Consider the following 26,900-nt stretch of genomic DNA (forward strand, 5'->3'; position numbering starts at 1 on the left):
CATCATGACCACCGCCCGCGTCGAAGAGCTGGACCGCCTGCTTGGCCTGGAGACCCAAGCCCGGCACCGCGGTCACCTGGGTCATCAAGCCGGGCGAAGTGATGAAGGGCACTTGCGAATGGCACCTCGGCAAAATGGCGTTCGACTTGCACAGCTATTTCCTGCACAGCGAGGACTGAGCGCCGGCCTGGCCGCGTCCACGATCTAGACAAAGTTTTCTAGATCCACTATGCTGCCAGCATGCCCTCGCCCCGCAAACCCACCGCCGCCGAGCTCGAACTGCTGCGCATCCTGTGGCAGATCGGCCCGGCGACGGCCAAGCAAGTCCACCAGGAAGCCGCCGCCGCGCGGCCGGACTCGGCCTACGCCACCGTCCTGCGCGTGCTCCAGGTGATGCATGCGAAGGGCCTGCTGACCCGCGACGAGTCCCAGCGGGCTCACGTGTACGCGCCCGCCCAGCCCCAGGATTCCCTTCAGACCAGCCTGGTCAAGGACCTGATCCACAAGGCGTTTTCCGGCTCCGGCAAGGAGCTGGTGCTGGCCGCCCTGCGCGGCCACGTGACGGACAAGGAACGCGCCGAGATCGCGCAATTCCTCAAAGACGAGCAATGAGCGCCGCGCCCACGGCCGCGCGTCCCGATCCGCGTCCCCAGCCGCCCGTCCAGCCCGATCCGGAAGACTGCTGCCGCAGCGGCTGCAACCCCTGCGTGTTCGACCTCTATGACGAGGCCCTGGCCCGCTACGAGCGCGAGCTGGCGGCGTGGCGGGCCCGCCACCCGGACGCGTGACGCCGCGCAGGTCTGGACGCCCGCCTGCAAGCGTGCCACGATGGGGCCTCGATCAAAGGCTGCGGCCGAGTTCGCCGCTGGGAATCGCCACCTGCTGAAGGACCGGGGACATGCGCCACCGCATCATGCTGGGGTTCACGCTATTGCTGGCGCTGACGGCGGTATTGGCGCTCCCCTGGTTCGCGCTGCAGGAGGCCCGCCGCCAGGCCTATAACATCACCGGCGAGATCGCCATGGGCCTGGCGCGCGACGTGTTACACCGCGCCAACGAAACGTCGCGCCAGTCTCTCGTGGCGTTCCAGCGCATGCAGAAAGTCGCAACCGCACCCTGTTCCTCCGCTGCTGTCGCCGTGATGCAGCAGCTCGACCTCACCTCCACCTACATTCAGGCTGTCGGCTACGCCCACGACGGGCAGGTGCTGTGCTCGTCCATGGCCAGTGTGCCCATCCGGCTGGGCGCGCCCGCCTTCTACACCGCGCGCGGGTATGCCATCTACGCCGACGTGACCCTCCTGGAGGCCGGTCACACACCGCTGCTGGCGCTCGGCGGTGGCGACTTCTTCGTGGTCATCCACCGCGACCTGCCGCTCGATACCTGGACCACGGTGCCCGGCGTGTCGCTGGCCGTTTTTCACCTGGACCGGCCGGTCGGCCAGGGCCCCCTGCTGGCCCATGGCGATGTCAGCCCCTCCTGGGCCGCGCACGTCGCCAGCCAGACGGCCGGCAGCACGTTCACCGATGCCAAACACCTCGTCGCGGTGCTGCGGTCGCAGGAGTTCCGGTTGTCCGCCGTCGCAGCAGTTCCGATCGGCTATATGCACGCGCGGGAGCGCGATATCGCGCTGCGGCTGGTTCCAGGTGGCATCCTGGCCGGTATCGCCGTCGCTGCCACCATCCTGCTGCTCGCGCGCCAGCAGCGCTCACTGGCGGCCGCGCTCAAATATGCCTTGCGGCGCGACGAGTTTTACCTGCAATACCAGCCGATCATCGATCTCGCCAGCGGCCATTGCGTCGGGGCCGAAGCGCTGCTGCGCTGGCGGCGCCCGAATGGAGAATCGATCGGGCCGGATCTGTTCATTCCTGTGGCCGAGCAGACCGGGATCATCACGCGCCTCACCGAGCGGGTGCTGGAGCTGATCCAGGCCGATACCGGTGCCTTCCTCGCGCGCGCACCGCATTTCCATATCGCGCTGAATGTCGCGGCCAAGGATTTCCAGTCCGGCCGCATCGTTCCAATGCTGGACCGTTTTCTGGAGCGCAGCGGCGCCGCACCGTCCAACCTGACTGTGGAAATCACGGAACGGACCGTGGTCGATCTCGAGAAAGCGCGCGGCGTGCTGCTGCAATTGCGCGCGCGCGGCATTGCAGTGTCGCTGGATGATTTCGGCACCGGCTACTCCAGCCTGTCGTACCTGGAAGCGCTGGATGTCGACCACCTGAAAATCGACCGCTCCTTCATCGAAGCCATCGGCACCCGCGCGCCCACCAGCCAGGTCGTGCAGCACATCATCGCGATGGCGCGCACGCTCAAGCTGTGCATGGTGGCGGAAGGGGTGGAAAGCCAGGCCCAGGCGGACTTCCTCGAAACCCACGGCGTCCAGTACGCGCAGGGCTGGCTGTTCGGCAAGCCGATGGCGTTCAACGAACTCACCGAAACCTACCGCATGTGGGAGCCGCCCAAGGTCCGTTCCGGCGAACGCAGCCACCGCGAGTGACCCTGGCGGCGGACAAGACCGCACCGCTGCCCTGTTGGCCTTTTGTACACGCGAGTGCGACATACATGCCGCATGCGTGGCACATCCATAGTGGAATCCGCCCCGGACCGCGGCGCTTGTCCTGCCCCATGCCTTCTGGCCCAGGCCCACGATTGAGGAAGGTCCAATTTTTGCTCCGGATTGAGGGACGCCGTGACCACGGAGCCCACCTCAAGGAGAAGCAACATGAAAAGACTGTTGACTGTGCTCGCGCTGGCTTTGGCGGCCTCGGGCGCGCAGGCGGCCACCACCACCTTCCGCTCCACCATGAGCGGCCCGGCGGAAGGGACGCCGAACGCGTCGCCCGGCTATGGCGTCGCCACCATCGTGCTGGACGACACCGCGAACACGCTGTCACTGGATATCCCGTTCACCGACCTGTTGGCGGGTACGACCGCAGCGCACATCCACTGCTGCACCGCCGATCCGCTGACTGGCACGGCGGCGGTGGCCACCACGCTGCCGGCCTTTGCGGATTTCCCGCTGGGCGTGACCTCCGGCCACTACACGCACACGCTGGACCTGCTCGACCCGGTCAGCTACAACCCGTCCTTCATCACCGCGCACGGGGGCACGGTCGACACGGCCGAGGCGGCGCTGATCGCGGGCATGCTCGCCAATGAGTCCTATCTCAATCTCCATACCTCGCTGTATCCCGGCGGTGAGATCCGCGGCTTCCTGGTGGAGCTGCAGTCGCCGGTGCCGGAACCGGGCATGGCGTGGATGATGTGGTCGGGATTGGCGGCAGTCGGTGTAGCCGGTTGGCTGCGGGGCCGCCGCGGCTGATCGCGGTGCGGGCCGGTTGAAGCGCGTCGGCCGGCTGGCCCGTCGCCGAGCTTAGCCGTCCGCGCGAGCAACGCTTGCCAGGCGCGCCCAGGCGGGAAGCGCTGCGCGCCAGAACGCGTCCAGGGACGCCTGCGCTTCCATCGGCAGCCGGAGCAAGCGTGCGGTCTCGTTGAGGACGGCCAGCGCGCCGGCGTCATCGCGCACCTCGATCGCGGCCGCGCCCGTTTGCTTGGACAGCTTTTCACCCTCGGCATTGCACACCACCGGCACATGCAGGTAGCGCGGCGTCGGCACGCCCAGCAGACGCTGCAGGAAGATCTGGCGCGGTGTGGAATCGATCAGGTCGGCGCCACGGACCACGTCGGTCACGCCCTGCAGCGCATCGTCCACCACGACAGCCAGCTGATAGGCCCAGAACCCATCGGCCCGCTTGAGTACGAAGTCGCCCGACTCCGAAGCCAGCCGCTGCGCTACATGACCCGCCATGCGGTCCTCGAAATCGATCACGTCATACGGCGCATCGGGCACCCGCACGCGCAGGCTGCGCGCGGTCTTGCCGGGGCCGAGGCCGTAGCGGCAGGTGCCGGGGTAGATCGCCGAGCCATCCGGTGCCAGCCCGAGCTGCGAATCGGCGATCTCGCGCCGGTTGCAGCCACAGGGGTAGGTGCTGTCCGCCAGCTGGTCGAAGGCCTGCTGGTACAGCGCCTTGCGCTGGCTCTGCCACACGACCTCGCCGTCCCAGTGCATCTGCAGCTTGCCCAGCAGGTCCAGGATCGCCCGGTCCGCGCCTGCAACCGCGCGCGCCTCATCCACGTCCTCGATCCGCACCAGCCATCGCCCGCCATACGCACGCGCATCCAGGAAACTGGCGAGCGCAGCCACCAGCGAGCCCGCATGCAGCGGGCCAGTCGGAGACGGGGCAAAGCGCCCCACGTACTGCGGGTTCACTTGGTCGCGGCGGGCTTCGCTTCGTGTGCCTGGATCAGGCTGGTGACCTGCTTGCCCAGCTCGTTTGGCACCGCCATCGACAGCTGGTAGTGCTCGATCTGGAAGCCCTTGGCCGTGCGCCGGATGACACCGCTGGCCTGGCACGGTCCCATCTGTGTATCGAGCAGCTCGTCGAACCAGATCACACTGCGGTCCGGCGCCCAGTACACATTGCGCTTGACCGCCTTGAACGACCAGGCCGAGCCGCGCGCGAAATAGGGCTTGGCCCAGGCGCGGAATTCCTCGCGGTGCCACAGCTCGGTCTTGTCCGTGCCGATGTACACACCATCCGGCGCGATCTTGTCGAAGTAGGCCGGACGCGCATGGGCTGCATCGTCATGCCACTGGTCGATGAAGGCGCCGACTTGCTGCTTCAGTTCAGCGTCGGTCTGGGCCGCGGCCGTAAAACACGCGGCGGAAAGACAACAGGCGAGAAGGAATCTTTTCATGCCGTTGATTGTACCCCTGTGGAGGCTCCTATAATCCTTTCCTCAACCATATGAAGACGATTCCTACCTCTCTGCTGTGCGCACTGCTGCTCGGTGTCAGTACACTGGCCATCGCGCAGACGGCCACCAGCGCCACGGCCGCCCCGCGCGCGCCGGGCAACGTCCAGGTGTACGGCATTCTGGACATGTACGTGGGCCGTTCGGACAATTCCGGCGCCCCGCGCGCCACCACCGTCGTCAACAGCGGCGGCCTGAGCACCTCGTTCTGGGGCCTGCGCGGCACGGAAGACCTCGGCCACGGGCTGCGCGCCGTGTTCGCGCTGGAGAGTTTCGTGCGGCTGGACACCGGCGACTTCGGCCGCCTGCCCGGCGACCCGCTGTTCTCCCGTAACGCCTACGTCGGCCTGGCCGACAGCTGGGGTGAGCTGCGCCTCGGCCGCCAGAGCGCCGCCGTGTGGCTGGCCGCGATTGCCTTCAATCCCTTTGGCGCCTCGACCCGCTTCTCGCCGTTGCAGACGCAGTTGTGGACCCCGCCCTACGGGATCAACATCGCCGCCGACACGGGCTGGGCCAACACCCTCGGTTACACCTCGCCCACCGCCCACGGCGTCACGGTGCGCGCGCAGTATGGCCTCGGAGAAGTGCAGTCCGGCCGCAACAACGCCGCCGTCTCGGCGACGTGGATGTCCGGGCCCGCCGGCCTTGTGCTGGCCGCGCAAAAGGTGGAGGCCGGCCCCGGCATCACGCCCGCCGCGCCGAGCCAGACCACCTGGCTGGCCGGTGTCTCGTACGACCTCAAGGTCGCCAAGCTGTATGCGACCTGGGATCGCAACCGCTCCGCCGGCACGGAACGCCGCACCCGCACGGGCCAGATCGGCGCCACCGTCCCCTTCGGCCGCGGCAACCTGCTGCTGTCCTGGGCCCACACGCGCGACAAGTCGCGCACCGTGGCGCCCTACCACCGCAACTCCGCCGCCATCGGCTACGACTACGCCATCTCGCCGCGCACCGGGCTGTACGCGGTGGCCCTGTACGACAAGACCACGGTGGCCCGCAGCGGCACCACCTGGGCCACCGGCATCCGCTTGCGCTACTAGTCCCGCGCGGGCAGAATGGCGGGCCAGCAACATTGCCCAAACCGCCATGACGATCACCCGTGCAGTCCTCGCTCCCGCTGTCCTAGCCATCGCGGCCATTCCCACCGTGGCCAGGGGCGAAGGCTGCAAATACCTGACCATCGCCGAGCTGCCCGTCACCTACACGGGGGCCGGCCTGCAGCCTGCGGTCGAGGGCAAGATCAACGGCAAGCCGGCCGCCATGCTGATCGACACTGGCTCCACGTGGACCCTGATCACGCCCACCGCCGTGGGCACCTATGGCTTGTCGCAGCGCGCGAGCGGCGAATATGTGACCGGCATTGGCGGCCGTAGCCGGGTGTATCAAAGCCGCGTCGCGGACTTTTCCATCGGGCCCGTCACCGTACACAACCGCTGGCTGCGCGTGCTGGGCGAGATGGCGGGCGAGCCCTCCTATGCCGCGATCATCGGCAGCGACTTCTGGATGCAGGCCGACTTCGAGCTGGTGCTGTCCGAGAAAAAGCTTCGCTTCTTCAAGCCCCAGTCCTGTGACCGCACGGTCTTCCTCGGCTACTGGGACCAGAACGCGATGGTCATTCCACTGGAAGCGCCGGGTCAGGACCCGCGCCCGCACGTCATGGTCAAGGTGAACGGAGGCGAAGTGCAAGCCGTGATCGACAGCGGCGCCACGTACTCGGTCCTGTCCAAGGCGGCCGCCTCGCGCATCGGCCTGAACCCGGAAGAGCTGCCGCTCGAGCTGTCCGGCTTCGCTCAGGGCGCGGGCGCGGACCGGGTGCGCAGCTATCGTGTGCGCGCCACCGTCAGCATCGGCGACGAGACCATCCGCCACGCGCGCCTGCAGGTGTCTTCCGACAGCCAAAGCTTCGGCAGCGGCGCCGAGATGCTGCTGGGGCAGGACTGGCTGCGCGCCCACCGCGTGCTGTTCGCGAGCAGCCAGCAAAAGCTCTACTTCACCTATAACGGCATCGAGCCGTTCGAGCAGACTGGCGAGCCGTGGTACGCCGCCGAAGCGCAGGGCGGCAACGCGGACGCCCAAGTCCTCATGGGGCGGCGCGAGGATACGCGCAAGCATCCGGATGATGCGCGGGCCTGGTTCGCCAAGGCTGCCGCCCAGGGCAACCCGCGCGCCAACGAGATCCTCGCCGTCCGCGCCCTCGCTGCCAACCGGCAGGATGAAGCCGAAGCCTACCTGCGCGCGACCCTGGCCGCGCAACCGGCCAACGGCCAGGCGGCGCTGCTGCTGTACACCGTGCAGGCCGCGCAACAGCATCAGGACGCCGGCGCGCAGACGCTGCGCACCTGGATGGAGAAAGCGCCCAGGGAGTCATGGATTCGCCCCGTCGCCCAGTTCTACCTGGGCCAGGCCAGCGAGCAGGATGCCCTCAAGTCCGCCGGCACCGATGAAGACCGTGTATGCACCGTGCATGACCTGGTCGCGCGCTGGCATGCCGTGAACAAGGACGCGGCGCGGGCTGCTGCGGTGCGCGCGGCTGGCCAGCCGGCATGCGCAGCGATCAAGCGGGGCTTGCTGTGATTGCGCCGTTGTTCAGGCCAGCCGTCATGGCCGCCGCCCTGGCCGTGGCAACGCTGCTCGCGCCAGCATTGAGCGCACGCGCGGCGCCAGGCTGCGAATACGCTGGCCTGCAGGAGCTGCCGCTGGAGCCCTCCCCGAACGGCCATTACATCGGCGTGGCCGGCACCATCAACCAGCAGCCTGCCCGGCTCCTGCTAGACACTGGCGCCTCGGTCACGGTGCTGACACCGCAGGCCGTCGACAACTTCAAGCTGGCCCGCCGCGCGACCGACGTGTCCGTGGAAGGCGCAGGTGGCGTCTCGCGCCTGTATCGCAGCACCGTCCAGAACATGACCATCGGCCCCTTCAACACCGGCCGCCTGATGCTCGGCGTGGTCAAGGACATGGCGCCGGGCCTGAACTACGACGTCATCGTCGGCAGCGACCTGTGGATGCAGGCCGACTTCGAGATCAACATGGCCGAACACTGGGTGCGCTTCTTCCGCGCGGTCGGCTGCGACGCCACCGCCTTCCTCGGCTACTGGGACCCGGCCGCGAAGTCCGTGCCGCTGGCCTACCCGTACGGAGACCCGCGCCCGCACCTGAAAGTCCGCGTCAACGGCACCGAGCTCGATGCCATCATCGATACCGGCGCCCCCGTGACCATGGTGTTCAGCCGCGCAGCGCAGCGCATCGGCCTCCACCCGGCCGACCAGTCCCAGGCCACCCGCGGCGAAGGTGGCGGCATCGGCGAAAACCGCTACCAGCACTACGAAGCCAGCGTGACCCTGCAGGTAGGCAGCGAGAGCACCCCGCGCACCCGCCTCGTGGTCGCGGACACCGACGGCGCTACTCGTGACTACGAACTGCTGTTAGGCCTGGACTGGCTGCGCAGCCACCGCGTGCTGTTCGCGAACAGCCAGCGCAAGCTGTACTTCAGCGCCAGCGCCAGCGCGGCCGCGGTACCGGCATCGGCATCGGCACCGCTGCCCGCACCAGCGCCGGCCACGCAGTGAGCGTGACTCAGAACTTTTTCTCGTCCACGTCCTTCAGGAAGCGGATAACGCCATCCATGTAGGTCTGCTGGTCGTCATACATGGCCATGTGGCTGCCGTTCGGGCAGTACAGGTAGCGTCCATGCGCCACCGCCTTGGACATCCACTCCATGTGCTTGGGGTCCATGGTGTCGTACTGCGCGCCCACCACCAGCGTCGGCACCGTGATCTTGCCCAGGTCCCTGGTGCGGTCCCAGTTCAGCAGGATGCCGCTGGCGCCCAGCTCGCTCGGCCCCTGCATCGGGATGTAGACCTTGGGGTTGATATGCTTGAAGGAGCGGACCGCAGGCTCCGGCCACTTGTCCGCCGGCGCGCGCAGCACATGGTAGACGTAGTGGTTCTTCATCAGCAGCTCTTCGTATTTCGGGCTGGTGTACTGCTTCTTCGCTTCCAGCTGCTTGATCTGCTTGAGCGCCTTCTGGTCCATGGACGGCATCAGTACCTCGCTGGCGTACTTGTTGTAGGCCGGGATCGACGCCATCATGTTCGAGATGATCACGCCCTTGAGGTTCTGCTGGTACTTGAGCGCGTACTCGATCGCCAGGATCCCGCCCCACGAATGCCCGAGCACGAAGAAGTTCGAGCTGTCCAGGCCCAGCGCCTTGCGCACCTGCTCCACCTCTTCCACGTAGCGTGCCGTGTTCACCAGCGACGGATCGTTCGGATTGTCGCTGTAGAAGGAGCCCAGCTGGTCGTAGTAGTAGTACTCGATGGAGGCGCCGGGGAAGTAGCTGTCCATCGCCTCGAAGTACTCGTGGGTTGCCCCCGGACCGCCGTGCAGCAGCAGGACCTTGATGGTTGGGTTGTTCCCCACCCGCTTGGTCCACACGTTGAAGGTGCCCTTCGGTGTGGTGATCGGGATCATGCGCACGCCGCCGGTCCAGGTGTCCTGGCGGCCGGTGTTATTGAAGTAGCTGGCCGGGTCGGCGGCCTGCGCCTGCAGGGCGGTGGCCGACAGCACGGCGGCTACGGCCAGGGTCAATACACGCTTCATGTCTCTCCTCAGTGGTTGTGATGGACGACGCGCGGCCATTGTAGCCCTCCCGCCGCGGGCCGCAACACGTGGCACGCCTCCGGTTTAGTAAAGCGCGTTAAACATGCCCTCCCCTCACCGATAGTCTTTGACTTCCCCTGCCATGCGGCGCTATAAAATCTCGTTGATCAAACTGTTTAATAAACCAGTCAAAGGAAGCCGATGGCGGTCACCATCCGCGACATCGCCCAGGCCTGCGAGGTGTCGACAGGGACCGTCTCGCGGGCCCTGAAAGACCAGCCGGGGCTCACCGAGTCCACCCGCCTGCGCATCCGCGCCGCGGCCGAGGCGATGGGCTACGACACCCGCCAGCTCAAGCCGCGCCGCATCCGCCGGGTGCTGTTCGTGCTCCATTCCCAGCACAACAACCTCTCCGCCACGCCCTTCTATTCGCCCGTCCTGCACGGCGCCGAGCAGGCCTGCCGCGAACATGGCATTGCCCTCTCCTTCGCGGCACTGGCCCCGGGTGAAGGCGCGATCGCCCGCATCCGCCTGCACCTGCCGGATGCGATCCTGTGCGCCGGCTTCTTCGAACCCGAGGTGCTGTCCGCCATGCGCGGCCTCGGCCTGCCCATGGCGTTGGTGGACCTGAGCCAGCCGCAGTTCGCCTGCGCCAATCCGGACCACCGGCTGGGCGGCTACATCGCCACCCGCCATCTGCTGCAACTGGGGCGCAAGCGTATCGCGCTGCTGTGCGGGTCGCTGGCCCACTTCAGCATCCGCGAGCGCGCGCACGGCTTCCGCCAGGCGCTGTTCGACGCGCACGTCCTCGCCGATCCGTCCTATGAAGCGGTCCTGCCCGATGGCGAACCGCACGAGGTGGCGGTACAGCAGGCCATGGAGCAGCTGCTGGCACTGAACCCGCGGCCGGATGGCCTGTTCTGCTTCAACGACAGCACCGCCATCGCCGCCATGCGCCACTGCCTGGGTGCCGGGCTGCGCATCCCGGAGGACATCGCCGTGGTCGGCTTCGACGACATCGAACCCGCGGCGCGCGCCAATCCGCCCCTCACCAGCGTCCACATCGACAAGGAAGAACTGGGAGCGGCCGGCATCGCCCTGCTCCTCAACCAGCCCGCCATGCAGGAGCATGAGCACGAGCACCAGGTTTTGCCGGTGCGGCTCGTGCTCCGCGCCAGCAGCATCGGCCAGTAATCGACAAAGAACAATGACCACGCAACCCGACTTCAAGGATCCCGCCGTCCTGCGCGCCCACGTTGCGCATACCATGGCCTTCTACCACCCCCGCTGCATCGACCCGAGCGGCGGGTTCTATCACTACTTCAAGGACGATGGCACGGTTTACGATGCGCACACACGCCATCTTGTCTCCAGCACGCGCTTCGTCTTCAACTACGCGATGGCGGCCCGCCGCCTCGGCGATCCGGCATACCTCGACCAGGTGCGCCACGGTGTCGCCTTCCTGCGTGACGTGCACCTCAATCCGGCCACCGGCGGCTACGCCTGGCAGCTGGACTGGCGCGAGGGCCGCAAGGCCGTCCTCGATGGCGACAACCACTGCTACGGCTTGGCCTTCGTCCTGCTGGCCTATTCGCATGCGTTGATGGCCGGCGTGACCGAGGCCGCCGCATGGATCGCGGAGACCTTCGACCTGATGGAACGCCGCTTCTGGCAGCCGGACCACGGACTCTACGCCGACCAGGCCAGCGCCGACTGGTCGAGGCTCGATCCGTACCGCGGCCAGAACGCCAACATGCACGCCTGCGAAGCTCTGATCGCGGCCTTCGACGCCACCGGCCACCTGCTTTATTTGCAGCGTGCCGCCACGCTGGCCCACAACATCACCGTGCGCCAGGCCGCCCTCGCCCACGGCATGGTGTGGGAACACTACCGCGAGGACTGGTCGGTCGACTGGGACTACAACCTGCACGACAAGACCAACATCTTCCGCCCGTGGGGCTACCAGCCAGGCCACTTCACCGAGTGGGCCAAGCTGCTGGTGCTGCTCGAGCAGCGCTGCCCGGCGCACGGCATCGATACCGCATGGATGCTGCCGCGCGCGCGCGAACTGTTCGACACCGCCCTGCTGCGCGCCTGGGACGGCACACATGGCGGCATCCACTACGGCTTTGCGCCCGATGGCAGCATCTGCGACGGCGACAAGTATTTCTGGGTGCAGGCCGAATCGCTCGCCGCATCCGCGCTGCTGGCCGACCGAACAGGCGAGGCATCGTACTGGAACTGGTACCAGCGCATCTGGGCCTACAGCTGGGCGTACATGGTCGACCACCAATACGGCGCGTGGTACCGCATCCTCACGCCGGACAACCGCAAGATCAGCGACGAAAAGAGCCCGGCCGGCAAGGTCGATTACCACACCATGGGCGCGTGCTACGACGTCCTCACCGTACTCCAGAAAGGACAGGCATGACGCGTCTCCTGACTCTTCCCGCCGGCCTGCTGCTGGCCGCTCTTCCGGCGATCGCAGTCCAAGCGGCGCCGGCTGCCGCGCCTGACAACCGCCCTTCCAGCGCGGTCAATGTCTTCATCGGCACCGGCGGCGACGGCCACACCTACCCCGGCGCCACGCGCCCCTGGGGCATGGTCCAACTGAGCCCGGACACGCAAACCCGCCACTTCAAGCAGAGCTACCCGTGGGCCGCCGGCTACCGCTACGAGGACGACACCATCCTCGGCTTCTCGCACACCCACTTTTCCGGCACCGGCCACTCGGACCTCGGCGACGTGCTGCTGATGCCTTACACCGGCGAGACCAAGCTGGAACCGGGTTACCCCGAGCGCGCCTTCTCCGGCTACCGCTCGCGCTTCCGCCACGCGACCGAGAAGGCCTGGCCGGGCTACTACGCCGTGCACCTCGATGACCAGGACGTGGACGTCGAACTCACCGCGAGCGAGCGCGTGGGCCTGCACCGCTACCGCTTCCCGGCCGGTCTCGATGCGAAAGTCATCCTCGACCTGCGCAGCAGCATCTACAACTACGCGGGCAAGAACCTGTGGTCCTCGCTGCGCGTGCGTGGCGACAGCCTGATGACCGGCATGCGCAGCACGCGCGGCTGGGCGCCGGGCCGCCAGCTGTACTTCGCCATCCAGTTCTCGCGCCCCATGCTCACCCACGAGCTGCACAACCGTGAAGATGGTGTCGAGTACCGCGGTTTCGCGGGTCCGGGCAGCGGTCCCGCTGACAAGGCGCAGGTGGAAGGCAAGGCCCTGGTTGCCGCCTTCGGCTTCGGCCCGCAGTCGCGCGAACTGCTGGTGAAGGTCGCGATCTCGCCGGTCAGCGAGGACAACGCCATCGCCAACCTTGCCGAGATGCCGGGCTGGGACTTCGACGCGGAGCGCGACAAGGCCCGTGCCGCGTGGGACACCGCGCTGTCCGCAGTCGACATCACGGCCGAACCGAAGCAGCGCCAGATGGTCTACACGGCCCTGTACCACACCATGCTCGGCCCGACCCTGTTCATGGACCGCGACGGCAGCTACCGCGGCCCGGACAACGCCGTGCACAAGGCGGACGGCTTCCGCTTCCATTCGACCTTCTCGCTGTGGGACACCTACCGCGCGCTGCATCCGCTGATGACCATCATCCAGCCACCGGAACGCAATGCGGACTTCGTGCGCTCGCTCGTCGTGTCGCAGCAGCAGAGCCCTTACGGCATCCTGCCCGTGTGGCAGTTCGCGGGGTTGGAGACGTGGTGCATGATCGGCTACCACGCGGTGCCGGTGATTGCGGACGCGTACATGAAGGGCATCCCCGGCATCGATGCCGATGCGGCGCTGAAGGCCATGGTGGCCAGCGCGGAGTATGGGCCGTACGGGGGCCTCAAGCACTACATGAAGCTGGGCTATGTGCCGATCGACCTGGAGCCGGAAGCCGCATCCAAGACCGTCGAATATGCGTTCGACGACTGGACCATCGCGCGCATGGCCGAGAAGATGGGCAAGCGCGATATCGCCGACCGCTTCTACAAGCGCGCCCAGAACTACCGCAACAGCTTCGACACCAAGACCGGCTTCCTCCGCGCGCGCAAGTCGAATGGTGAATTCCGCGAACCGTTCGACCCGACCGCTTCCAACTTCGGCAGCGACTACACCGAAGGCAGTGCGTGGCAGTACTCGTGGTATATGCCGCACGATAACGCGGGCCTCATCTCGCTGCTGGGCGGCGACAAGGCGCTGCAGGACAAGATCGACATGGTGTTCGACGCCAAGGTTGATGAGAAGGTGTATGCGCACATGGAAGACGTGACGGGCCTGATCGGCCACTATGCGCACGGGAACGAGCCGTCGCACCACGTGGCCTACCTGTACAACTTCGCGGGTGCGCCGTGGAAGACGCAGCAGCGGCTCGTCAAGATCATGGCGACGCAGTACGCGCCTGCGCCTGCAGGCTTATCGGGCAATGACGACGTGGGGCAGATGTCGGCCTGGTTCACCTTCACCTCGCTCGGCTTCTATCCGGTGGCGCCGGGGTCCAACCAGTACATCCTGGGCCGGCCGTTCGTGGACCGCGCGGTGCTTCGTCTGCCCAATGGCCGCAGCTTCACCGTGCGCGCCGAGCACCTCGCACCGGCCAACGTGTACGTCGGGAGCGTGCGCCTGAACGGCAAGCCGCTGGATGCAACCTACATCACGCACGAACAGATCATGGCAGGCGGGGAGCTGGTGTTCACGATGCAGGCCGCACCGAACAAGCAATGGGGTGTGTCGGCCGCGAGCCGGCCTTATACTATGACGCTCTACGATGCAAAGTAATACGAAACGATGGAACTGAAGCTCTACCAGGTCGATGCCTTTTCGGACCGGCCTTTCGGCGGCAACCCGGCCGCCGTCGTCCCTCTCGATGCTTGGCTGCCGGATGAGACCCTGCAGGCCATCGCCATCGAAAACAACCTCTCGGAAACCGCGTACTTCGTCAAAGATGGCGCGGATGGTGCCTACCACCTGCGCTGGTTCACGCCCGGCTGCGAGGTCAATCTGTGCGGCCACGCGACCTTGGCCAGCGCCTGGGTCATCTTCCACATGCTGGGCGATGCGGCCGAGGTGCTGCGCTTCCGCACCCGCAGCGGCGAGCTGCGTGTGCGGCGCGATGGGGACAAGCTGGCGATGGACTTCCCGGCCGTACGCCCCTTGCCCTGCATCCCGCCCAAAGCCCTGCTGGAAGCCCTCGGGTTAGTGCGCGCCGACGAGATCCTGGCCGCCGAAGACTACTTCGTCGTGGTCCCCGATGAAGACACGGTAATGCGCCTGCAGCCCGACTTCGGCGCTTTGAAGGGCCTGCCCCTGCGCGGCGTCTGCGTGACCGCTCCTGGCCAATCGCACGATGTCGTCAGCCGCTGGTTCGGCCCCAATGTCGGCGTCGACGAAGACCCCGTGACTGGCTCCGCCCATACCTCTCTGACGCCTTACTGGACCGCCCGCCTCGGCAAACCGCGCCTGACGGCCCGGCAAGGCGGCCGCCGCCAGGGCACCCTCGAAGTCGAGCAACCGGGCGACCGCGTCCTCATCCTCGGCTCCGCCGCCCTCTACCTCGAAGGCATGATCCGCATCTAAACTCACCCAGCATTCCCAGCGTCAACACCCCCAATCCGGGGACGTACCCTTCTCCCACACCGGGGTACGTCCCCAAATCCGCGAATTGCACCGGATTATCCAGATCCGGCCAAGTTGTTGAATTGGCTGGACATTTGATTATGTCGCTGCGCGCGAGATGGAATGTTTTCGGCGTTTTCCTACCCCTCTAATCCAGGGTACGTCCCCACTCTGGGAGCGGGGTACGTCCCCGGTGTGAGGGCGTAAAAAAAGCGGGCCTAGGCCCGCTTTTTTGGTGGCGTGATCGAAGATCAGCGCTTGTCGATGCCCGGCACGTCGCGCACGGCGGAGCCGACGTACAGCTGGCGCGGGCGGCCGATCTTTTGCTCGGGGTCGGCGATCATCTCGTTCCACTGGGCGATCCAGCCGATCGTGCGCGCCATCGCGAAGATGCCGGTGAACAGCGACACCGGAATGCCCAGCGCCGATTGCACGATGCCCGAGTAGAAGTCCACGTTCGGGTACAGCTTGCGCGACACGAAGTATTCGTCATTCAGGGCGATCTTCTCCAGCTCCATCGCGAGCTTGAACAGCGGGTCGTCCTGCAGACCCAGTTCGTTCAGCACCTCGTGGCAGGTCTCGCGCATCAGCTTCGCGCGCGGGTCGAAGTTCTTGTAGACGCGGTGGCCAAAGCCCATCAGCTTCACGCCCGAGTTCTTGTCCTTGACCTTCTCAATGAAGGCCGGGATGTTCTCGACGGTGCCGATTTCCTTCAGCATGTTCAGCGCCGCTTCGTTCGCGCCGCCGTGCGCCGGGCCCCACAGGCAGGCGATGCCCGCTGCGATACATGCGAACGGGTTGGCGCCCGAGGAACCGGCCAGGCGGACGGTCGAGGTGGAGGCGTTCTGCTCGTGGTCCGCGTGCAGGATCAGGATGCGGTCCAGCGCGCGCACCAGCACGTCGTTAACCTTGTACTCTTCGCACGGATTCCCGAACATCATGCGCATGAAGTTCGCGGAGTACGACAGGTCATTGCGCGGGTAGACGAACGGCTGGCCGACCGAATACTTGTACGCCATCGCGACCAGCGTCGGCAGCTTGGCGATCAGGCGGATCGCGGAGATCTCGCGCTGCTCGGGATCGTTGATGTCCAGCGAGTCGTGGTAGAACGACGCCAGCGCGCCCACGGTCCCGACCAGCACCGACATCGGGTGCGCGTCGCGGCGGAAGCCACGGAAGAAGAAGTTCATCTGCTCGTGCACCATCGTGTGACGGGTCACGGTGGTTTCGAACTTGGCTTTCTGCTCGGCGTTCGGCAGCTCGCCGTTCAGCAGCAGGTAGCAGGTCTCGAGGAAGTCGCAGTTCACGGCCAGCTGCTCGATCGGGTAGCCGCGGTACAGCAGCTCGCCCTTGTCGCCGTCGATGTAGGTGATCGACGAGTTGCACGCGGCGGTGGACATGAAGCCCGGGTCGTAGGTGAACTTGCCGGTCTGGCCGTACAGCTTGCGGATGTCGATGACGTCCGGGCCGATCGTGCCTTTGTAGATCGGCATGTCGACCGATGGGCTGCCATCGGAGAACGACAGCGTGGCTTTGGTATCAGAGATGTTCATAACACTTCCTTCTTGGGAGTGAGGCTACTTAATGAATAAACCGTACGGCTCAAACTCACACCGCTCACGCTGCGCGCAGGCGGGCCAGCAGCGCCCGCACATGCGGCAGATTCAGCTCGCCGTCAGGCTCGGTGCGCGCCAGGAACAGATCCATCAGCGCGTTGTCCGACTGGTCCAGCAGGCGGGTGAGCGCGTCGACCTCCTCGTCGGTCAGATCCAGCTCATGCGCATCCAGGAAGCGCGTGAGGATCAGGTCATTTTCGAGAAGGCCCCGGCGGCTGCGCCAGCGCAGGCGGGCGCGGTTCGTCGGGTCGGCTTGGTGCGTGCTCACTGGTGAGTCCGTTTTTTGCGTCAAACACTATACCCCGCACGCCCGAAATAGGCAGTACGGTAGTTCTACTGTATTTAGATGGCCCGGCGGACCATCAGCTCCTTGATCTTGCCGATCGCCTTGTTCGGGTTGAGACCCTTCGGGCACACGTCCACGCAATTCATGATCGAGTGGCAGCGGAACAGGCGGTACGGATCCTCGAGGTTGTCGAGACGTTCGCCGGTCGCTTCGTCGCGCGAGTCGGCGATGAAGCGGTACGCCTGCAGCAGGCCGGCCGGACCCACGAACTTGTCCGGGTTCCACCAGAACGACGGGCAGGACGTCGAGCAGCACGCGCACAGGATGCACTCGTACAGGCCATCGAGCTCCTCGCGCTGTTCGGGCGTCTGCAGGCGCTCCTTCTCCGGCGGGATCGAGTCGTTGATCAGGTACGGCTTGATCGAGTGGTACTGCTTGAAGAACTGGGTCATGTCCACGATCAGGTCGCGGATCACCGGCAGCCCTGGCAGCGGGCGCAGCACGATCGGCTGGGTCAGCTCGTTCAGGTTGGTGGTGCAGGCCAGGCCGTTCTTGCCGTTGATGTTCATCGCGTCCGAGCCGCACACGCCTTCGCGGCAGGAGCGGCGCAGCGCCAGCGAGTCATCCACGTCGGACTTGATGCGCTGGAGCGCGTCCAGCAGCATCTTGTCGGTGTCTTTCAGCTCGACCGTCAGGTCTTGCATGTACGGCTTCGTATCCTTGTCCGGATCGTAGCGATAGATTTTGAATTGTAGGGTGCGGGGCATTTTCAATAAACCTTAGAAGGTACGTGCCTTGGGCTTGAAGGTCTCGACGGTCAGCGGCTTGGTGACGACTGGCTTGTAGTCCAGGCGGTTCCCTTCCGAGAACCACAGGGTGTGGCGCATCCAGTTCTCGTCGTCGCGATTCGGGAAGTCGCTGTGCGCGTGGGCGCCGCGCGATTCCTTGCGCGCCACTGCGGAGCAGATGGTCGCTTTCGCGGTCTCGATCAGGTTGTCCAGTTCCAGCGCTTCCACGCGGGCGGTGTTGAAGACCTTGGACTTGTCCTTGAACGACACGTGCTTGCGGCGCTCGTCCAGCTTCATGATCTCCCGCACGCCTTCCTGCAGCAGCGCGTCGGTGCGGAACACGCCGCAGTGCTTCTGCATGCTGCTGCGGATGTCGTTGGCCACGTGCTGCACCTTCTCGGAGCCGGTGGAGGTTTCGAGGCGGTTCAGGCGGTCCAGCGCGAAGTCCGCGCCCGATGCCGGCAGCGCCTTGTGCGAACGCGCCCGCAGGTTCTGCGAGATGATGTGGTTACCGGCCGCGCGGCCGAACACCAGCAGGTCGAGCAGCGAATTCGTACCGAGGCGGTTGGCGCCGTGCACCGACACGCAGGCGCATTCGCCGATCGCGTACAGGCCGTTAACCACCTTCTGCGAGCCGTCGCCGGCCGGTGCGACCACCTGGCCATTGATGTTGGTCGGGATGCCGCCCATCTGGTAATGGATGGTCGGGACCACCGGGATCGGTTCCTTGGTCGCGTCCACGTTGGCGAACTTGTGGCCGATTTCGAGAATCGACGGCAGGCGCTTCTGGATCGTGTCCGCACCGATGTGGCGCAGGTCCAGCAGCACGTGGTCCTTGTTCGGGCCCACGCCGCGGCCTTCCTTGATCTCCTGGTCCATCGAACGCGAGACGAAGTCGCGCGGCGCCAGGTCCTTCAGGGTCGGCGCGTAGCGCTCCATGAAGCGTTCGCCGTTGGCGTTGATCAGGATCCCGCCCTCGCCGCGCACACCCTCGGTAATGAGGACGCCCGCGCCGGCCACGCCGGTCGGATGGAACTGCCAGAACTCCATGTCCTGCAGCGGCAGGCCGGCGCGTGCCGCCATGCCCATGCCGTCGCCGGTGTTGATGAAGGCATTGGTCGACGCGGCGAAGATCCGCCCGGCGCCGCCGGTGGCGAAGATGGTGGTCTTCGCTTCCAGGATCATGCACTCGCCGGTTTCCATCTCCAGGGCGACCACGCCCAGCACGTCGCCATCGGCGTCGCGGATCAGGTCCAGCGCCATCCACTCGACGAAGAAGTGGGTGCGGGCGCGCACGTTACGTTGATAGAGCGTGTGCAGCAGCGCGTGGCCGGTACGGTCCGCGGCGGCGCAGGCGCGCTGCACCGGCTTTTCGCCGAAGTTGGCGGTGTGGCCGCCGAACGGTCGCTGGTAAATGGTGCCATCCGGGTTGCGGTCGAACGGCATGCCGAAATGTTCGAGCTCGTACACGACTTTCGGCGCTTCGCGGCACATGAATTCGATGGCGTCCTGGTCGCCCAGGTAGTCCGAACCCTTGACGGTGTCGAACATGTGCCAGTACCAGTCGTCCTCGCTCATGTTGCCCAGCGAGGCGCCGATGCCGCCCTGCGCGGCCACGGTGTGGGAGCGGGTCGGGAAGACTTTCGACAGCACTGCGACGTTCAGGCCCGCTTCGGCCAGCTGCAGCGAGGCGCGCATACCGGAGCCGCCGGCGCCGACGATCACCGCGTCAAAGCGGCGGGTAGGGATTGCAGTTTTGATTGCTGCCACGATTTACACACTCCACAGAATCTGCGCGGCGTACGCTGCGCAAATGAGCAGCCACGCAATGGTGGCCATTTGCAGGACCAGGCGAAGCATGGTCGGTTTGATGTAGTCCATCCAGACGTTGCGCATGCCGACCCACGCGTGGTACAGCAGGCCGAGGAAGACGACCATGGTCAGCAGCTTGAACCACTGGCGGGCGAACATCGAGGCCCAGCCTTCGTAGCTGAAGTTCCCGGCGCTGAAGAACCAGACCAGCAGGACAACGGTGTAAACCGCCATCAGCACCGCGGTCACGCGCTGGGCCAGCCAGTCGCGCACGCCGTAGTGGGCGCCGACGACCAGGCGCTTGGGGCCGATGCCGTCGATGAGTTTCGTGTTGTTCGCCATGGTCAGAACACTCCAAACAATTTCAGGGCCACCAGCAGCGACAGCACCGCGGTCACGATCAGCACGGACGCGGCGGTCTTGCGCGCGGCCGGCTTGTCGGCGGCCATGTGGGAATCGAGGAAGAGGTGGCGGATGCCGGCGCAGAAGTGCGCGATGTAGCCGACGGTGATGGCCAGCACCAGCAGCTTGACCAGCGGCTGGCCGAGGATGCCCTTGAAATAGTCGAACTGGATCTCGGATTTCAGGCTCAGGTCCAGCAGCCACAGGATGAACGGCAGCAGGACGAACAGCAGGACGCCGCTGATGCGGTGCATGATCGACACCTTGCCGGGCATCGGCAGGCGATAGTTGAACAGAATGTCCGTGACGTGGATGTTACGGAATTCCGGACGTTCTTTTCGAGTGACCGCTCGCACGGCTTCGGACATACAACCTCCCCTTAACAGCTTTATTTATAACAACGTAAGACGTAACAACGATTTTGATAACCCGACATTTTCGCCGATTTCCACACTTTCAACCAAGTGCTTCCTTGGCAACGGGCGGTACAACGTACGTTCCGAACAACAACGCATTCTAAACGTTACGAATGTTCTTCGCTGACGCCGGCCCCGGCCGGCCGCCAGCTCAGGACAGCTCGTTCAGGTAATGGTGCTGCGCGGTTGAATACAGCCCGCGCCGCAATTCCACGGCCTTGTCCCCGTAGGTGAACGAGACCCGCTCGGCGCACAGCAGCGGCGTGCCTTCGTCCACATTGAGGTATTGCGCCGCGGCGGCATCGGCCGGCACGGCGCGGATCTTTTCGGTCGCGCGGATCATGCGCGTGCCGAACTCCGATTCGAACAGGCCGTACATCGGCCCCTTGTACTCCACCAGCCGCTCGGCCGTGAGCCCCTTGAAGAGCTGGCCCGGCAGCCACAGCTCCTCGACGATGGTCGGCTGGCCTTCGAACGCCATGATGCGCTTGATGTAGACCACCGCGTCGCCCGATTTCAGCTCCAGCAGGCGCGCGACTTCGGCCGGCGCGCGAATCCGTTTGACTTCGATGATGCGGTTGTCGGGATGATGGGGCACGCCCTCGTCGGGCATCAGGCGCAGGAAGCGGAAGTGGGCGCGCTCTTCGTTATGGGTGGAGACGAAGGTGCCCTTGCCCTGGCGGCGCACCACCAGGTTCTCGGCGGCCAGCTCGTCGATGGCCTTGCGCACCGTGCCCTGCGACACCTTGAAGCGCGCCGCCAGTTCCACCTCGGAGGGAATCAGCTCGCCCGGCTTCCACTCGCCGCTTTGCAGCGACTGGGTGATCAGGGCCTTGATCTGCTGGTACAGCGGCGAAAAAGTCGGCGAAGCCCCCGCGCCCGGCCCGGCCGGGTTGCTCGGATTGTTGTTCGCGGATTGGCTCATAGACCGCGATTTCACCACATTTGCGCACGGTCGTCCAGTAAGGGCAAACCCGTAAAGCTGTCTTATATAAGACATATGATATGAATTGACAGACAGAACCAGTGAGCCTACACTCGCGGACGATTTCGCCCTGCCCGCCTGCCGCTGGCGCATGAATGGCCTTGGCGGTTTTGGTATCATAGGCGTTTTGCAAGCCTGCCCCCGGCCTGCCCCGGGCAGCACAGTTTCCTTTCCCACCTTTGGAGATTCATCATGGCTAAGACCCCAATGCGCGTGGCCGTCACCGGCGCCGCTGGCCAGATCGGCTATTCCCTGCTGTTCCGCATCGCCTCCGGCGACATGCTGGGCAAGGACCAGCCTGTCATCCTGCAACTGCTGGAAATCGCTGACGAGAAGGCCCAGAAAGCGCTCAAGGGCGTCATGATGGAACTGGACGACTGCGCTTTCCCGCTGCTGGTGGGCATGACCGCGCATTCGGACCCGATGACCGCGTTCAAGGACGCCGACATCGCCCTGCTGGTCGGCGCCCGTCCGCGCGGCCCGGGCATGGAGCGCAAGGACCTGCTGGAAGCGAACGCCCAGATCTTCACCGTGCAGGGCAAGGCGCTGGACGCCGTCGCCTCGCGCAACGTCAAGGTGCTGGTGGTCGGCAACCCGGCCAACACCAACGCCTACATCGCCATGAAATCGGCCCCGAGCCTGCCGGCCAAGAACTTCACCGCCATGCTGCGCCTGGACCACAACCGCGCCCTGTCGCAGGTCGCGCAGAAGACCGGCAAGCAGGTCAAGGACATCAAGAAGCTGGCCGTGTGGGGCAACCACTCGCCGACCATGTACGCGGACTACCGCTTCGCCACCATCGACGGCCAGTCGGTGAAGGACATGATCAACGACGACGCCTGGAACCGCGACACCTTCCTGCCGACCGTCGGCAAGCGCGGCGCCGCCATCATCGAGGCGCGCGGCCTGTCGTCGGCAGCGTCGGCAGCCAACGCGGCGATCGACCACATTCGTGACTGGGTGCTCGGCACCAACGGCGAATGGACCACCATGGGCATCCCGTCCGACGGTTCCTACGGCATTCCGAAGGACGTCATGTTCGGCTTCCCGGTGACCACCGAGAACGGCGAGTACAAGATCGTGCAGGGCCTGGCGATCGACGAGTTCTCGCAAGAGCGCATCAACAAGACCCTGGCCGAACTCGAAGAAGAGCGTGCCGGCGTGGCTCACCTGCTGAAGTAATTCGCACCGCGCCCGCGTGGCCCGCCGGGTTTTCCCCGGTCCGGCGCGCGGGCGCTGCTCCACGTAGAACACCATGCATCCCTCCGAGGTCTTATTCCAGAACCAGCGCGCGCCGCTGCTGCTCCCCGCCTGCGATCACTACGCCGGCTCGGAGAAGCTGATGCGCAAGTCGATGGCCCTGCAACAAGAGCTTGGCCCCGTCTTCGACATCACCTTCGACTGCGAGGACGGCGCAGCCGCCGGCAACGAGCTGGCCCATGCCCAGCTGGTCGGCCAGCTGCTCAATGAGGACGCCAACCAGTTCGGCCGCATCGGCGTGCGCGTGCACGACGTGCACAGCCCCCACTTCGAGCCGGACGTCGAAACCATCCTGGCCGCCGCCGCCCAGCGCGTGGCCTACATCGTGGTGCCCAAGGTGGACTCGCTGGAAGAAGCCGAGCGCGCCGTCAACGTGATCCAGACCCAGGCCACCCGCTTCGGACGCGAACACCTGCCGGTGCACCTGCTGGTCGAGACCCACGGCGCCCTGCACGACGCCTGGGCCATCGCCGCCCTGCCCCAAGTCGAATGCCTGTCGTTCGGGATCATGGACTTCGTGTCGGCCCACTACGGCGCCATCCCCGCGAGCGCGATGCGCACCCCGGGCCAGTTCGCGCACCCGCTGGTGGTGCGCGCCAAGCTGGAGATCGCGGCGGCCTGCCACGCGCATGGCAAGGTGGCCTCCCACAACGTCACCACCGAGATCAAGGATTCGGCCATCGTCGCCAACGACGCCCAGCGCGCGGCGGCGGAATTCGGCTACACCCGCATGTGGTCCATCCATCCGGACCAGATCAAGCCGATCCTCAAGGCCTTCACGCCGCGCCTGTCGGAAGTGAACGAAGCGGTTTCGATTTTGTCCGAAGCGATGAATGGCGATTGGGCGCCAATCGCGCAACATGGCCGCTTGCACGACCGCGCGAGCTACCGATATTATTGGACAGTTCTGCAGCGCGCCAAGCTCGCTGGCCTCCCTTTGCCTGACGCCGCGGCAGCTCTGGTCAACTCTCCTACGGAATCCGCCTGATGTCCATCCTCCTGTCCAAGCTGGGCGCCGCCGCCGGTGTGCTGCTGGCCGCCGCCGTCCTGTGCAGCGCGCCTGCCGGCGCCGCCGAGCCGAAAAAGAAGCCCTCCAAATCCGCCGTCGCGAAAGCGAAGGCCGCCAAGTCCACCGCACCCGGCGCCGCCGCCAGGACCGGCAACCCGGACGAAGACGAGCCGGATGTGAAGGACACCGTCACCGTCGAATACCAGTGCGAGCTGAATAACAAGGTCACCATCTACAGGAACGAGGGTGACGACAGCCACATCGCGCTGCGCTGGAAGAACCGCCTGCACCGCCTCACGCGGGTGGGCACCACCACCGGCGCGCTGCGCTTCGAGAATCCGTTCTGGGGCCTGATCTGGATCGGCATCCCGGCCAAGGGCATCCTGCTGGACTCCAAGCTCAATCGCCAGCTCGCCAACGAATGCAAGACCCCTGAACAGGCCACGGTCGCCACGCCGCCGGTCCGCCAGGGCTGAAGAACAACCGAAATACAAGTTCCTAACTAAGGAGAGGTCATGTCCCGCAACACACTCAACACGCTCAAGGATTTCAAGCTCGCCGGTGGCAAGAAAGGCCAGTTCTACTCGCTGCCCGCGCTGGAGAAAAGCCTGGGCGTGAACATTTCGCGCCTGCCGGTGTCGATCCGTATCGTCCTTGAATCCGTGCTGCGTAACTGCGACGGCAAGAAGGTCACCGAGGAGCACGTGCGCCAGCTCGCGAACTGGGGCCCGACCGCGGCCCGCACCGACGAGATCCCGTTCGTGGTCGCGCGCGTGGTGCTGCAGGACTTCACCGGCGTGCCGCTGCTGGCCGACCTGGCCGCGATGCGCAACGTCGCCCAGAAACAGGGCGTGAACCCGAAGAAGATCGAGCCGCTGGTCCCGGTGGACCTGGTGGTCGACCACTCCGTCACCATCGACCACTTCCGCGAGAAGAAGGCGCTGGACCTGAACATGAAACTGGAATTCCAGCGCAATAACGAGCGCTATCAGTTCATGAAATGGGGCATGCAGGCCTTCGACACCTTCGGCGTCGTGCCGCCGGGCTTCGGCATCGTCCACCAGGTCAACCTGGAATACCTGGCGCGCGGCGTGCACCAGGCGGGCGGCACCTACTACCCGGACACCCTGGTCGGCACCGACTCCCACACCACCATGATCAACGGCATCGGCGTGGTGGGCTGGGGCGTAGGCGGCATCGAGGCGGAAGCCGGCATGCTGGGCCAGCCCGTGTACTTCCTGACCCCGGACGTCATCGGCGTCAACCTGACCGGCTCCCTGCGCGAAGGCTGCACCGCGACCGACCTGGTGCTGACCATCACCGAGATGCTGCGCAAGGAGAAGGTGGTCGGCAAGTTCGTCGAGTTCTTCGGCGCCGGCACCAAGACCCTGTCGCTGACCGACCGCGCGACCATCGCCAACATGGCGCCGGAATACGGCGCGACCATGGGCTTCTTCCCGGTCGACGAAGCGACCATCGACTATTTCCGCGGCACCGGCCGCACCGACGAGGAAATTGTCGCCTTCGAAAACTACTTCAAGGCGCAGAACCTGTTCGGCGTCCCGGCCGAAGGCCAGATCGACTACACCCGCGTGCTGCACCTGGACCTGGCCACGGTGACCCCGTCGCTGGCCGGCCCCAAGCGCCCGCAGGACCGTATCGAAATTGGCAACGTGAAGAACAACTTCATCGACCTGTTCTCCAAGCCGACCAGCGAGAATGGTTTCAACAAGCCGGCCGCGGACCTGACTAACACCTACACCACGCAAAACGGTGTGCACGTGAAGAACGGCGACGTGCTGATCGCCGCCATCACCTCCTGCACCAACACCTCCAACCCGAGCGTGCTGCTGGCCGCCGGCCTGCTGGCCAAGAAGGCCGTCGAAAAAGGCCTGGTCGTCGCCCCGCACATCAAGACCTCGCTGGCCCCGGGCTCGCGCGTGGTCACCACCTACCTGGAAAAGGCCGGCCTGCTGCCCTACCTGGACCAGCTGGGCTTTGGCGTCACCGCCTACGGCTGCACCACCTGCATCGGCAACGCGGGCGACCTGACTCCGGAACTGAACCAGACCATCCAGCAGAACGACATCGTCGCCGCGGCGGTCCTGTCGGGCAACCGTAACTTCGAAGCGCGCATCCACCCGAACATCCGCGCCAACTTCCTGGCTTCGCCGCCACTGGTCGTGGCCTACGCCATCGCCGGCAACATGACGCGCGATTTGATGACCGAGCCGGTTGGCAAGGGCAAGGACGGCAAGGACGTCTACCTCGGCGACATCTGGCCGTCGTCGCAGGAAGTCGGCGCCCTGATGCGCCTCGCGATGGATCCGGAGACCTTCAAGCGCAACTACGCGGACGTCAAGGGCAACCCGGGCGCGCTGTGGAAGAACGTGTCCTCCACCACGGGCCAGGTGTACAACTGGCCGGAGTCGACCTACATCGCCGAGCCGCCGTTCTTCAGCGGCTTCGAGATGAAGCCGTCGAAAACCGGTGGCGACATCAAGGGCGCGCGCGCGCTGGGCGTGTTCGGCGACTCGATCACCACCGACCACATCTCCCCGGCCGGTTCGATCAAGGAAGACGGCCCGGCGGGCAAGTGGCTGCTGGCGCATGGCGTACAGAAGGCCGACTTCAACTCCTACGGCTCGCGCCGTGGCAACCACGAGATCATGATGCGCGGTACCTTTGCCAACGTGCGGATCAAGAACAAGATGATCCCGCCGAAGGCCGACGGTTCCGCGGTCGAAGGCGGCATCACCCTGTACCAGCCGGATGGCGAGCAGATGTCGATCTACGACGCGGCGATGAAATACATCGACAACGGCGTGCCGACCATGATCTTCGCGGGCGAAGAATATGGTACCGGCTCCTCGCGCGACTGGGCCGCGAAAGGCACCCAGCTGCTGGGCGTGAAGGCCGTGTTCGCGCGTTCCTTCGAGCGCATCCACCGTTCGAACCTGATCGGCATGGGCGTGCTGCCGCTGCAGTTCCTGGGCGACGACTCGGTGCAGTCGCTGGGCATCACCGGCGACGAGACCTATGACCTGGTTGGCCTGGAAGGCGACGTCAAGCCGCAGCAGCAGCTGAAGCTTGTCATCCGCCGCAAGAACGGCGAGATCAAGGAAACCTCGGTCCTGCTGCGCATCGACACCCCGATCGAAGTCGACTACTACAAGCATGGCGGCATCCTGCCGTTCGTGCTGCGCCAGCTGCTGGCCGCATAACCGTCGGCTTTTTGCTGCGAACGCCGGCCTGCGGGCCGGCGTTTTTCATTGGGGCCTCGCCTTCCCGAT

Annotated in this window: 25 protein-coding genes; 15 read left to right on the top strand and 10 right to left on the bottom strand. The window is 65.6% G+C overall.

Features of this window, described 5'->3' with window-relative positions:
- Nucleotides 1-240: 240 nt before the first annotated feature.
- The 4 genes from E4L96_RS11865 to E4L96_RS11880 all read left to right on the top strand — a co-directional run bounded on the left by E4L96_RS11865 (nucleotide 241) and on the right by E4L96_RS11880 (nucleotide 3,328).
- Nucleotides 241-612 (top strand): BlaI/MecI/CopY family transcriptional regulator, encoded by a 372-nt coding sequence (locus tag E4L96_RS11865; protein WP_135207432.1) that lies wholly within the window; start codon nucleotides 241-243, stop codon nucleotides 610-612.
- Nucleotides 609-788, top strand: a complete 180-nt coding sequence (locus E4L96_RS11870) for an oxidoreductase-like domain-containing protein (RefSeq protein WP_135207433.1) — start codon at nucleotides 609-611, stop codon at nucleotides 786-788. The genes E4L96_RS11865 and E4L96_RS11870 overlap by 4 nt, the downstream gene beginning before the upstream one ends.
- Before the next feature lie 110 nt (nucleotides 789-898).
- Nucleotides 899-2,503, top strand: a complete 1,605-nt coding sequence (locus E4L96_RS11875) for an EAL domain-containing protein (protein WP_135207434.1) — start codon at nucleotides 899-901, stop codon at nucleotides 2,501-2,503.
- A 225-nt stretch (nucleotides 2,504-2,728) separates the two neighbouring features.
- On the top strand, nucleotides 2,729-3,328 hold the full coding sequence (locus tag E4L96_RS11880; protein ID WP_135207435.1) for a CHRD domain-containing protein: 600 nt from the start codon (nucleotides 2,729-2,731) through the stop codon (nucleotides 3,326-3,328).
- Nucleotides 3,329-3,379: 51 nt separating this feature from the next.
- On the opposite strand, the gene gluQRS is transcribed toward E4L96_RS11880, so the two are convergent.
- Nucleotides 3,380-4,276 carry a tRNA glutamyl-Q(34) synthetase GluQRS gene (gluQRS, locus tag E4L96_RS11885; protein WP_135207436.1) on the bottom strand — a complete coding sequence of 299 codons (897 nt, stop codon included), beginning with the start codon at nucleotides 4,274-4,276 and terminating at the stop codon, nucleotides 3,380-3,382.
- A complete protein-coding gene (locus E4L96_RS11890; RefSeq protein ID WP_135207437.1) occupies nucleotides 4,273-4,764 on the bottom strand; it encodes a nuclear transport factor 2 family protein in 492 nt (163 codons plus the stop codon). Before E4L96_RS11890 ends, gluQRS begins: the two co-directional genes overlap by 4 nt.
- 50 nt (nucleotides 4,765-4,814) lie before the next feature.
- Here E4L96_RS11890 and E4L96_RS11895 point away from each other — a divergent pair, with 50 nt between their 5' ends.
- Genes E4L96_RS11895 through E4L96_RS11905 form a run of 3 tightly spaced genes read left to right on the top strand, consistent with a single transcriptional unit; the run spans nucleotide 4,815 to nucleotide 8,390 of the window.
- Entirely contained in the window at nucleotides 4,815-5,861 is a 1,047-nt protein-coding gene (locus E4L96_RS11895) for a porin (protein ID WP_135207438.1), read from the top strand.
- A 46-nt stretch (nucleotides 5,862-5,907) separates the two neighbouring features.
- Nucleotides 5,908-7,395, top strand: a complete 1,488-nt coding sequence (locus E4L96_RS11900; protein ID WP_135207439.1) for a retroviral-like aspartic protease family protein — start codon at nucleotides 5,908-5,910, stop codon at nucleotides 7,393-7,395.
- Between the two features lie 26 nt (nucleotides 7,396-7,421).
- Nucleotides 7,422-8,390, top strand: coding sequence for an aspartyl protease family protein (locus tag E4L96_RS11905; RefSeq protein ID WP_167758674.1), 969 nt, complete (start codon nucleotides 7,422-7,424; stop codon nucleotides 8,388-8,390).
- A gap of 7 nt (nucleotides 8,391-8,397) precedes the next feature.
- Here E4L96_RS11905 and E4L96_RS11910 read toward each other — a convergent pair whose 3' ends face one another.
- Nucleotides 8,398-9,423: a proline iminopeptidase-family hydrolase gene (locus tag E4L96_RS11910; protein WP_135207441.1), complete on the bottom strand. Its 1,026-nt coding sequence runs from the start codon at nucleotides 9,421-9,423 to the stop codon at nucleotides 8,398-8,400.
- A 201-nt stretch (nucleotides 9,424-9,624) separates the two neighbouring features.
- Between E4L96_RS11910 and E4L96_RS11915 the strand changes: the two genes are divergently transcribed.
- From E4L96_RS11915 to E4L96_RS11930, 4 genes are read left to right on the top strand one after another with little or no spacing between them, the layout of a single operon-like run.
- Nucleotides 9,625-10,617: a LacI family DNA-binding transcriptional regulator gene (locus tag E4L96_RS11915; protein WP_135207442.1), complete on the top strand. Its 993-nt coding sequence runs from the start codon at nucleotides 9,625-9,627 to the stop codon at nucleotides 10,615-10,617.
- A gap of 13 nt (nucleotides 10,618-10,630) precedes the next feature.
- The gene (locus tag E4L96_RS11920) at nucleotides 10,631-11,854 is read left to right on the top strand and encodes an AGE family epimerase/isomerase (protein WP_135207443.1); all 1,224 of its coding nucleotides are present in this window, start codon (nucleotides 10,631-10,633) and stop codon (nucleotides 11,852-11,854) included.
- Complete coding sequence (locus E4L96_RS11925) at nucleotides 11,851-14,196, top strand: GH92 family glycosyl hydrolase (protein WP_135207444.1); 2,346 nt, start codon at nucleotides 11,851-11,853, stop codon at nucleotides 14,194-14,196. The genes E4L96_RS11920 and E4L96_RS11925 overlap by 4 nt, the downstream gene beginning before the upstream one ends.
- A gap of 9 nt (nucleotides 14,197-14,205) precedes the next feature.
- The gene (locus E4L96_RS11930; RefSeq protein ID WP_135207445.1) at nucleotides 14,206-14,994 is read left to right on the top strand and encodes a PhzF family phenazine biosynthesis protein; all 789 of its coding nucleotides are present in this window, start codon (nucleotides 14,206-14,208) and stop codon (nucleotides 14,992-14,994) included.
- Nucleotides 14,995-15,284: 290 nt separating this feature from the next.
- Here E4L96_RS11930 and E4L96_RS11935 read toward each other — a convergent pair whose 3' ends face one another.
- From E4L96_RS11935 to E4L96_RS11965, 7 genes are all read right to left on the bottom strand, one after another.
- Nucleotides 15,285-16,586, bottom strand: a complete 1,302-nt coding sequence (locus E4L96_RS11935) for a citrate synthase (RefSeq protein WP_135207446.1) — start codon at nucleotides 16,584-16,586, stop codon at nucleotides 15,285-15,287.
- Nucleotides 16,587-16,650: 64 nt separating this feature from the next.
- Nucleotides 16,651-16,917: an FAD assembly factor SdhE gene (locus E4L96_RS11940; RefSeq protein WP_135207447.1), complete on the bottom strand. Its 267-nt coding sequence runs from the start codon at nucleotides 16,915-16,917 to the stop codon at nucleotides 16,651-16,653.
- Between the two features lie 74 nt (nucleotides 16,918-16,991).
- Entirely contained in the window at nucleotides 16,992-17,702 is a 711-nt protein-coding gene (locus E4L96_RS11945) for a succinate dehydrogenase iron-sulfur subunit (protein ID WP_135207448.1), read from the bottom strand.
- 12 nt (nucleotides 17,703-17,714) lie between these two features.
- Nucleotides 17,715-19,493, bottom strand: a complete 1,779-nt coding sequence (sdhA, locus tag E4L96_RS11950) for a succinate dehydrogenase flavoprotein subunit (protein WP_135207449.1) — start codon at nucleotides 19,491-19,493, stop codon at nucleotides 17,715-17,717.
- A gap of 3 nt (nucleotides 19,494-19,496) precedes the next feature.
- On the bottom strand, nucleotides 19,497-19,877 hold the full coding sequence (gene sdhD / locus E4L96_RS11955; protein ID WP_135207450.1) for a succinate dehydrogenase, hydrophobic membrane anchor protein: 381 nt from the start codon (nucleotides 19,875-19,877) through the stop codon (nucleotides 19,497-19,499).
- A 2-nt stretch (nucleotides 19,878-19,879) separates the two neighbouring features.
- Nucleotides 19,880-20,305 (bottom strand): succinate dehydrogenase, cytochrome b556 subunit, encoded by a 426-nt coding sequence (gene sdhC / locus E4L96_RS11960; protein ID WP_135207451.1) that lies wholly within the window; start codon nucleotides 20,303-20,305, stop codon nucleotides 19,880-19,882.
- Between the two features lie 199 nt (nucleotides 20,306-20,504).
- Nucleotides 20,505-21,278, bottom strand: coding sequence for a GntR family transcriptional regulator (locus tag E4L96_RS11965; protein ID WP_229414415.1), 774 nt, complete (start codon nucleotides 21,276-21,278; stop codon nucleotides 20,505-20,507).
- Between the two features lie 252 nt (nucleotides 21,279-21,530).
- On the opposite strand from E4L96_RS11965, the gene E4L96_RS11970 reads away from it, so the two are divergent.
- The 4 genes from E4L96_RS11970 to acnA all read left to right on the top strand — a co-directional run bounded on the left by E4L96_RS11970 (nucleotide 21,531) and on the right by acnA (nucleotide 26,831).
- Entirely contained in the window at nucleotides 21,531-22,520 is a 990-nt protein-coding gene (locus E4L96_RS11970; protein WP_135207453.1) for a malate dehydrogenase, read from the top strand.
- A 73-nt stretch (nucleotides 22,521-22,593) separates the two neighbouring features.
- On the top strand, nucleotides 22,594-23,586 hold the full coding sequence (locus tag E4L96_RS11975; protein ID WP_135207454.1) for an HpcH/HpaI aldolase/citrate lyase family protein: 993 nt from the start codon (nucleotides 22,594-22,596) through the stop codon (nucleotides 23,584-23,586).
- Nucleotides 23,586-24,083 (top strand): hypothetical protein, encoded by a 498-nt coding sequence (locus E4L96_RS11980; protein ID WP_135207455.1) that lies wholly within the window; start codon nucleotides 23,586-23,588, stop codon nucleotides 24,081-24,083. The genes E4L96_RS11975 and E4L96_RS11980 overlap by 1 nt, the downstream gene beginning before the upstream one ends.
- Before the next feature lie 39 nt (nucleotides 24,084-24,122).
- A complete protein-coding gene (acnA, locus tag E4L96_RS11985) occupies nucleotides 24,123-26,831 on the top strand; it encodes an aconitate hydratase AcnA (protein WP_135207456.1) in 2,709 nt (902 codons plus the stop codon).
- The last annotated feature ends 69 nt before the right edge of the window (nucleotides 26,832-26,900 follow it).

Origin of the sequence: Zemynaea arenosa, assembly GCF_004614185.1 — a bacterium.
In the GTDB taxonomy this organism is placed as follows: Bacteria; Pseudomonadota; Gammaproteobacteria; order Burkholderiales; family Burkholderiaceae_D; genus Telluria; species Telluria arenosa.

Coding starts and splice junctions, on each gene's coding strand:
- E4L96_RS11920 (WP_135207443.1), top strand. CDS start 10,631: ATGACCACGCAACCCGACTTCAAGGATCCCGCCGTCCTGCGCGCCCAC.
- E4L96_RS11870 (WP_135207433.1), top strand. CDS start 609: ATGAGCGCCGCGCCCACGGCCGCGCGTCCCGATCCGCGTCCCCAGCCG.
- E4L96_RS11945 (WP_135207448.1), bottom strand. CDS start 17,702: ATGCCCCGCACCCTACAATTCAAAATCTATCGCTACGATCCGGACAAG.
- E4L96_RS11925 (WP_135207444.1), top strand. CDS start 11,851: ATGACGCGTCTCCTGACTCTTCCCGCCGGCCTGCTGCTGGCCGCTCTT.
- E4L96_RS11975 (WP_135207454.1), top strand. CDS start 22,594: ATGCATCCCTCCGAGGTCTTATTCCAGAACCAGCGCGCGCCGCTGCTG.
- E4L96_RS11900 (WP_135207439.1), top strand. CDS start 5,908: ATGACGATCACCCGTGCAGTCCTCGCTCCCGCTGTCCTAGCCATCGCG.
- E4L96_RS11865 (WP_135207432.1), top strand. CDS start 241: ATGCCCTCGCCCCGCAAACCCACCGCCGCCGAGCTCGAACTGCTGCGC.
- acnA (WP_135207456.1), top strand. CDS start 24,123: ATGTCCCGCAACACACTCAACACGCTCAAGGATTTCAAGCTCGCCGGT.
- E4L96_RS11880 (WP_135207435.1), top strand. CDS start 2,729: ATGAAAAGACTGTTGACTGTGCTCGCGCTGGCTTTGGCGGCCTCGGGC.
- E4L96_RS11890 (WP_135207437.1), bottom strand. CDS start 4,764: ATGAAAAGATTCCTTCTCGCCTGTTGTCTTTCCGCCGCGTGTTTTACG.
- E4L96_RS11935 (WP_135207446.1), bottom strand. CDS start 16,586: ATGAACATCTCTGATACCAAAGCCACGCTGTCGTTCTCCGATGGCAGC.
- E4L96_RS11875 (WP_135207434.1), top strand. CDS start 899: ATGCGCCACCGCATCATGCTGGGGTTCACGCTATTGCTGGCGCTGACG.
- E4L96_RS11910 (WP_135207441.1), bottom strand. CDS start 9,423: ATGAAGCGTGTATTGACCCTGGCCGTAGCCGCCGTGCTGTCGGCCACC.
- E4L96_RS11930 (WP_135207445.1), top strand. CDS start 14,206: ATGGAACTGAAGCTCTACCAGGTCGATGCCTTTTCGGACCGGCCTTTC.
- sdhC (WP_135207451.1), bottom strand. CDS start 20,305: ATGTCCGAAGCCGTGCGAGCGGTCACTCGAAAAGAACGTCCGGAATTC.
- E4L96_RS11980 (WP_135207455.1), top strand. CDS start 23,586: ATGTCCATCCTCCTGTCCAAGCTGGGCGCCGCCGCCGGTGTGCTGCTG.
- E4L96_RS11905 (WP_167758674.1), top strand. CDS start 7,422: ATGGCCGCCGCCCTGGCCGTGGCAACGCTGCTCGCGCCAGCATTGAGC.
- E4L96_RS11915 (WP_135207442.1), top strand. CDS start 9,625: ATGGCGGTCACCATCCGCGACATCGCCCAGGCCTGCGAGGTGTCGACA.
- sdhD (WP_135207450.1), bottom strand. CDS start 19,877: ATGGCGAACAACACGAAACTCATCGACGGCATCGGCCCCAAGCGCCTG.
- E4L96_RS11895 (WP_135207438.1), top strand. CDS start 4,815: ATGAAGACGATTCCTACCTCTCTGCTGTGCGCACTGCTGCTCGGTGTC.
- E4L96_RS11965 (WP_229414415.1), bottom strand. CDS start 21,278: ATGAGCCAATCCGCGAACAACAATCCGAGCAACCCGGCCGGGCCGGGC.
- E4L96_RS11970 (WP_135207453.1), top strand. CDS start 21,531: ATGGCTAAGACCCCAATGCGCGTGGCCGTCACCGGCGCCGCTGGCCAG.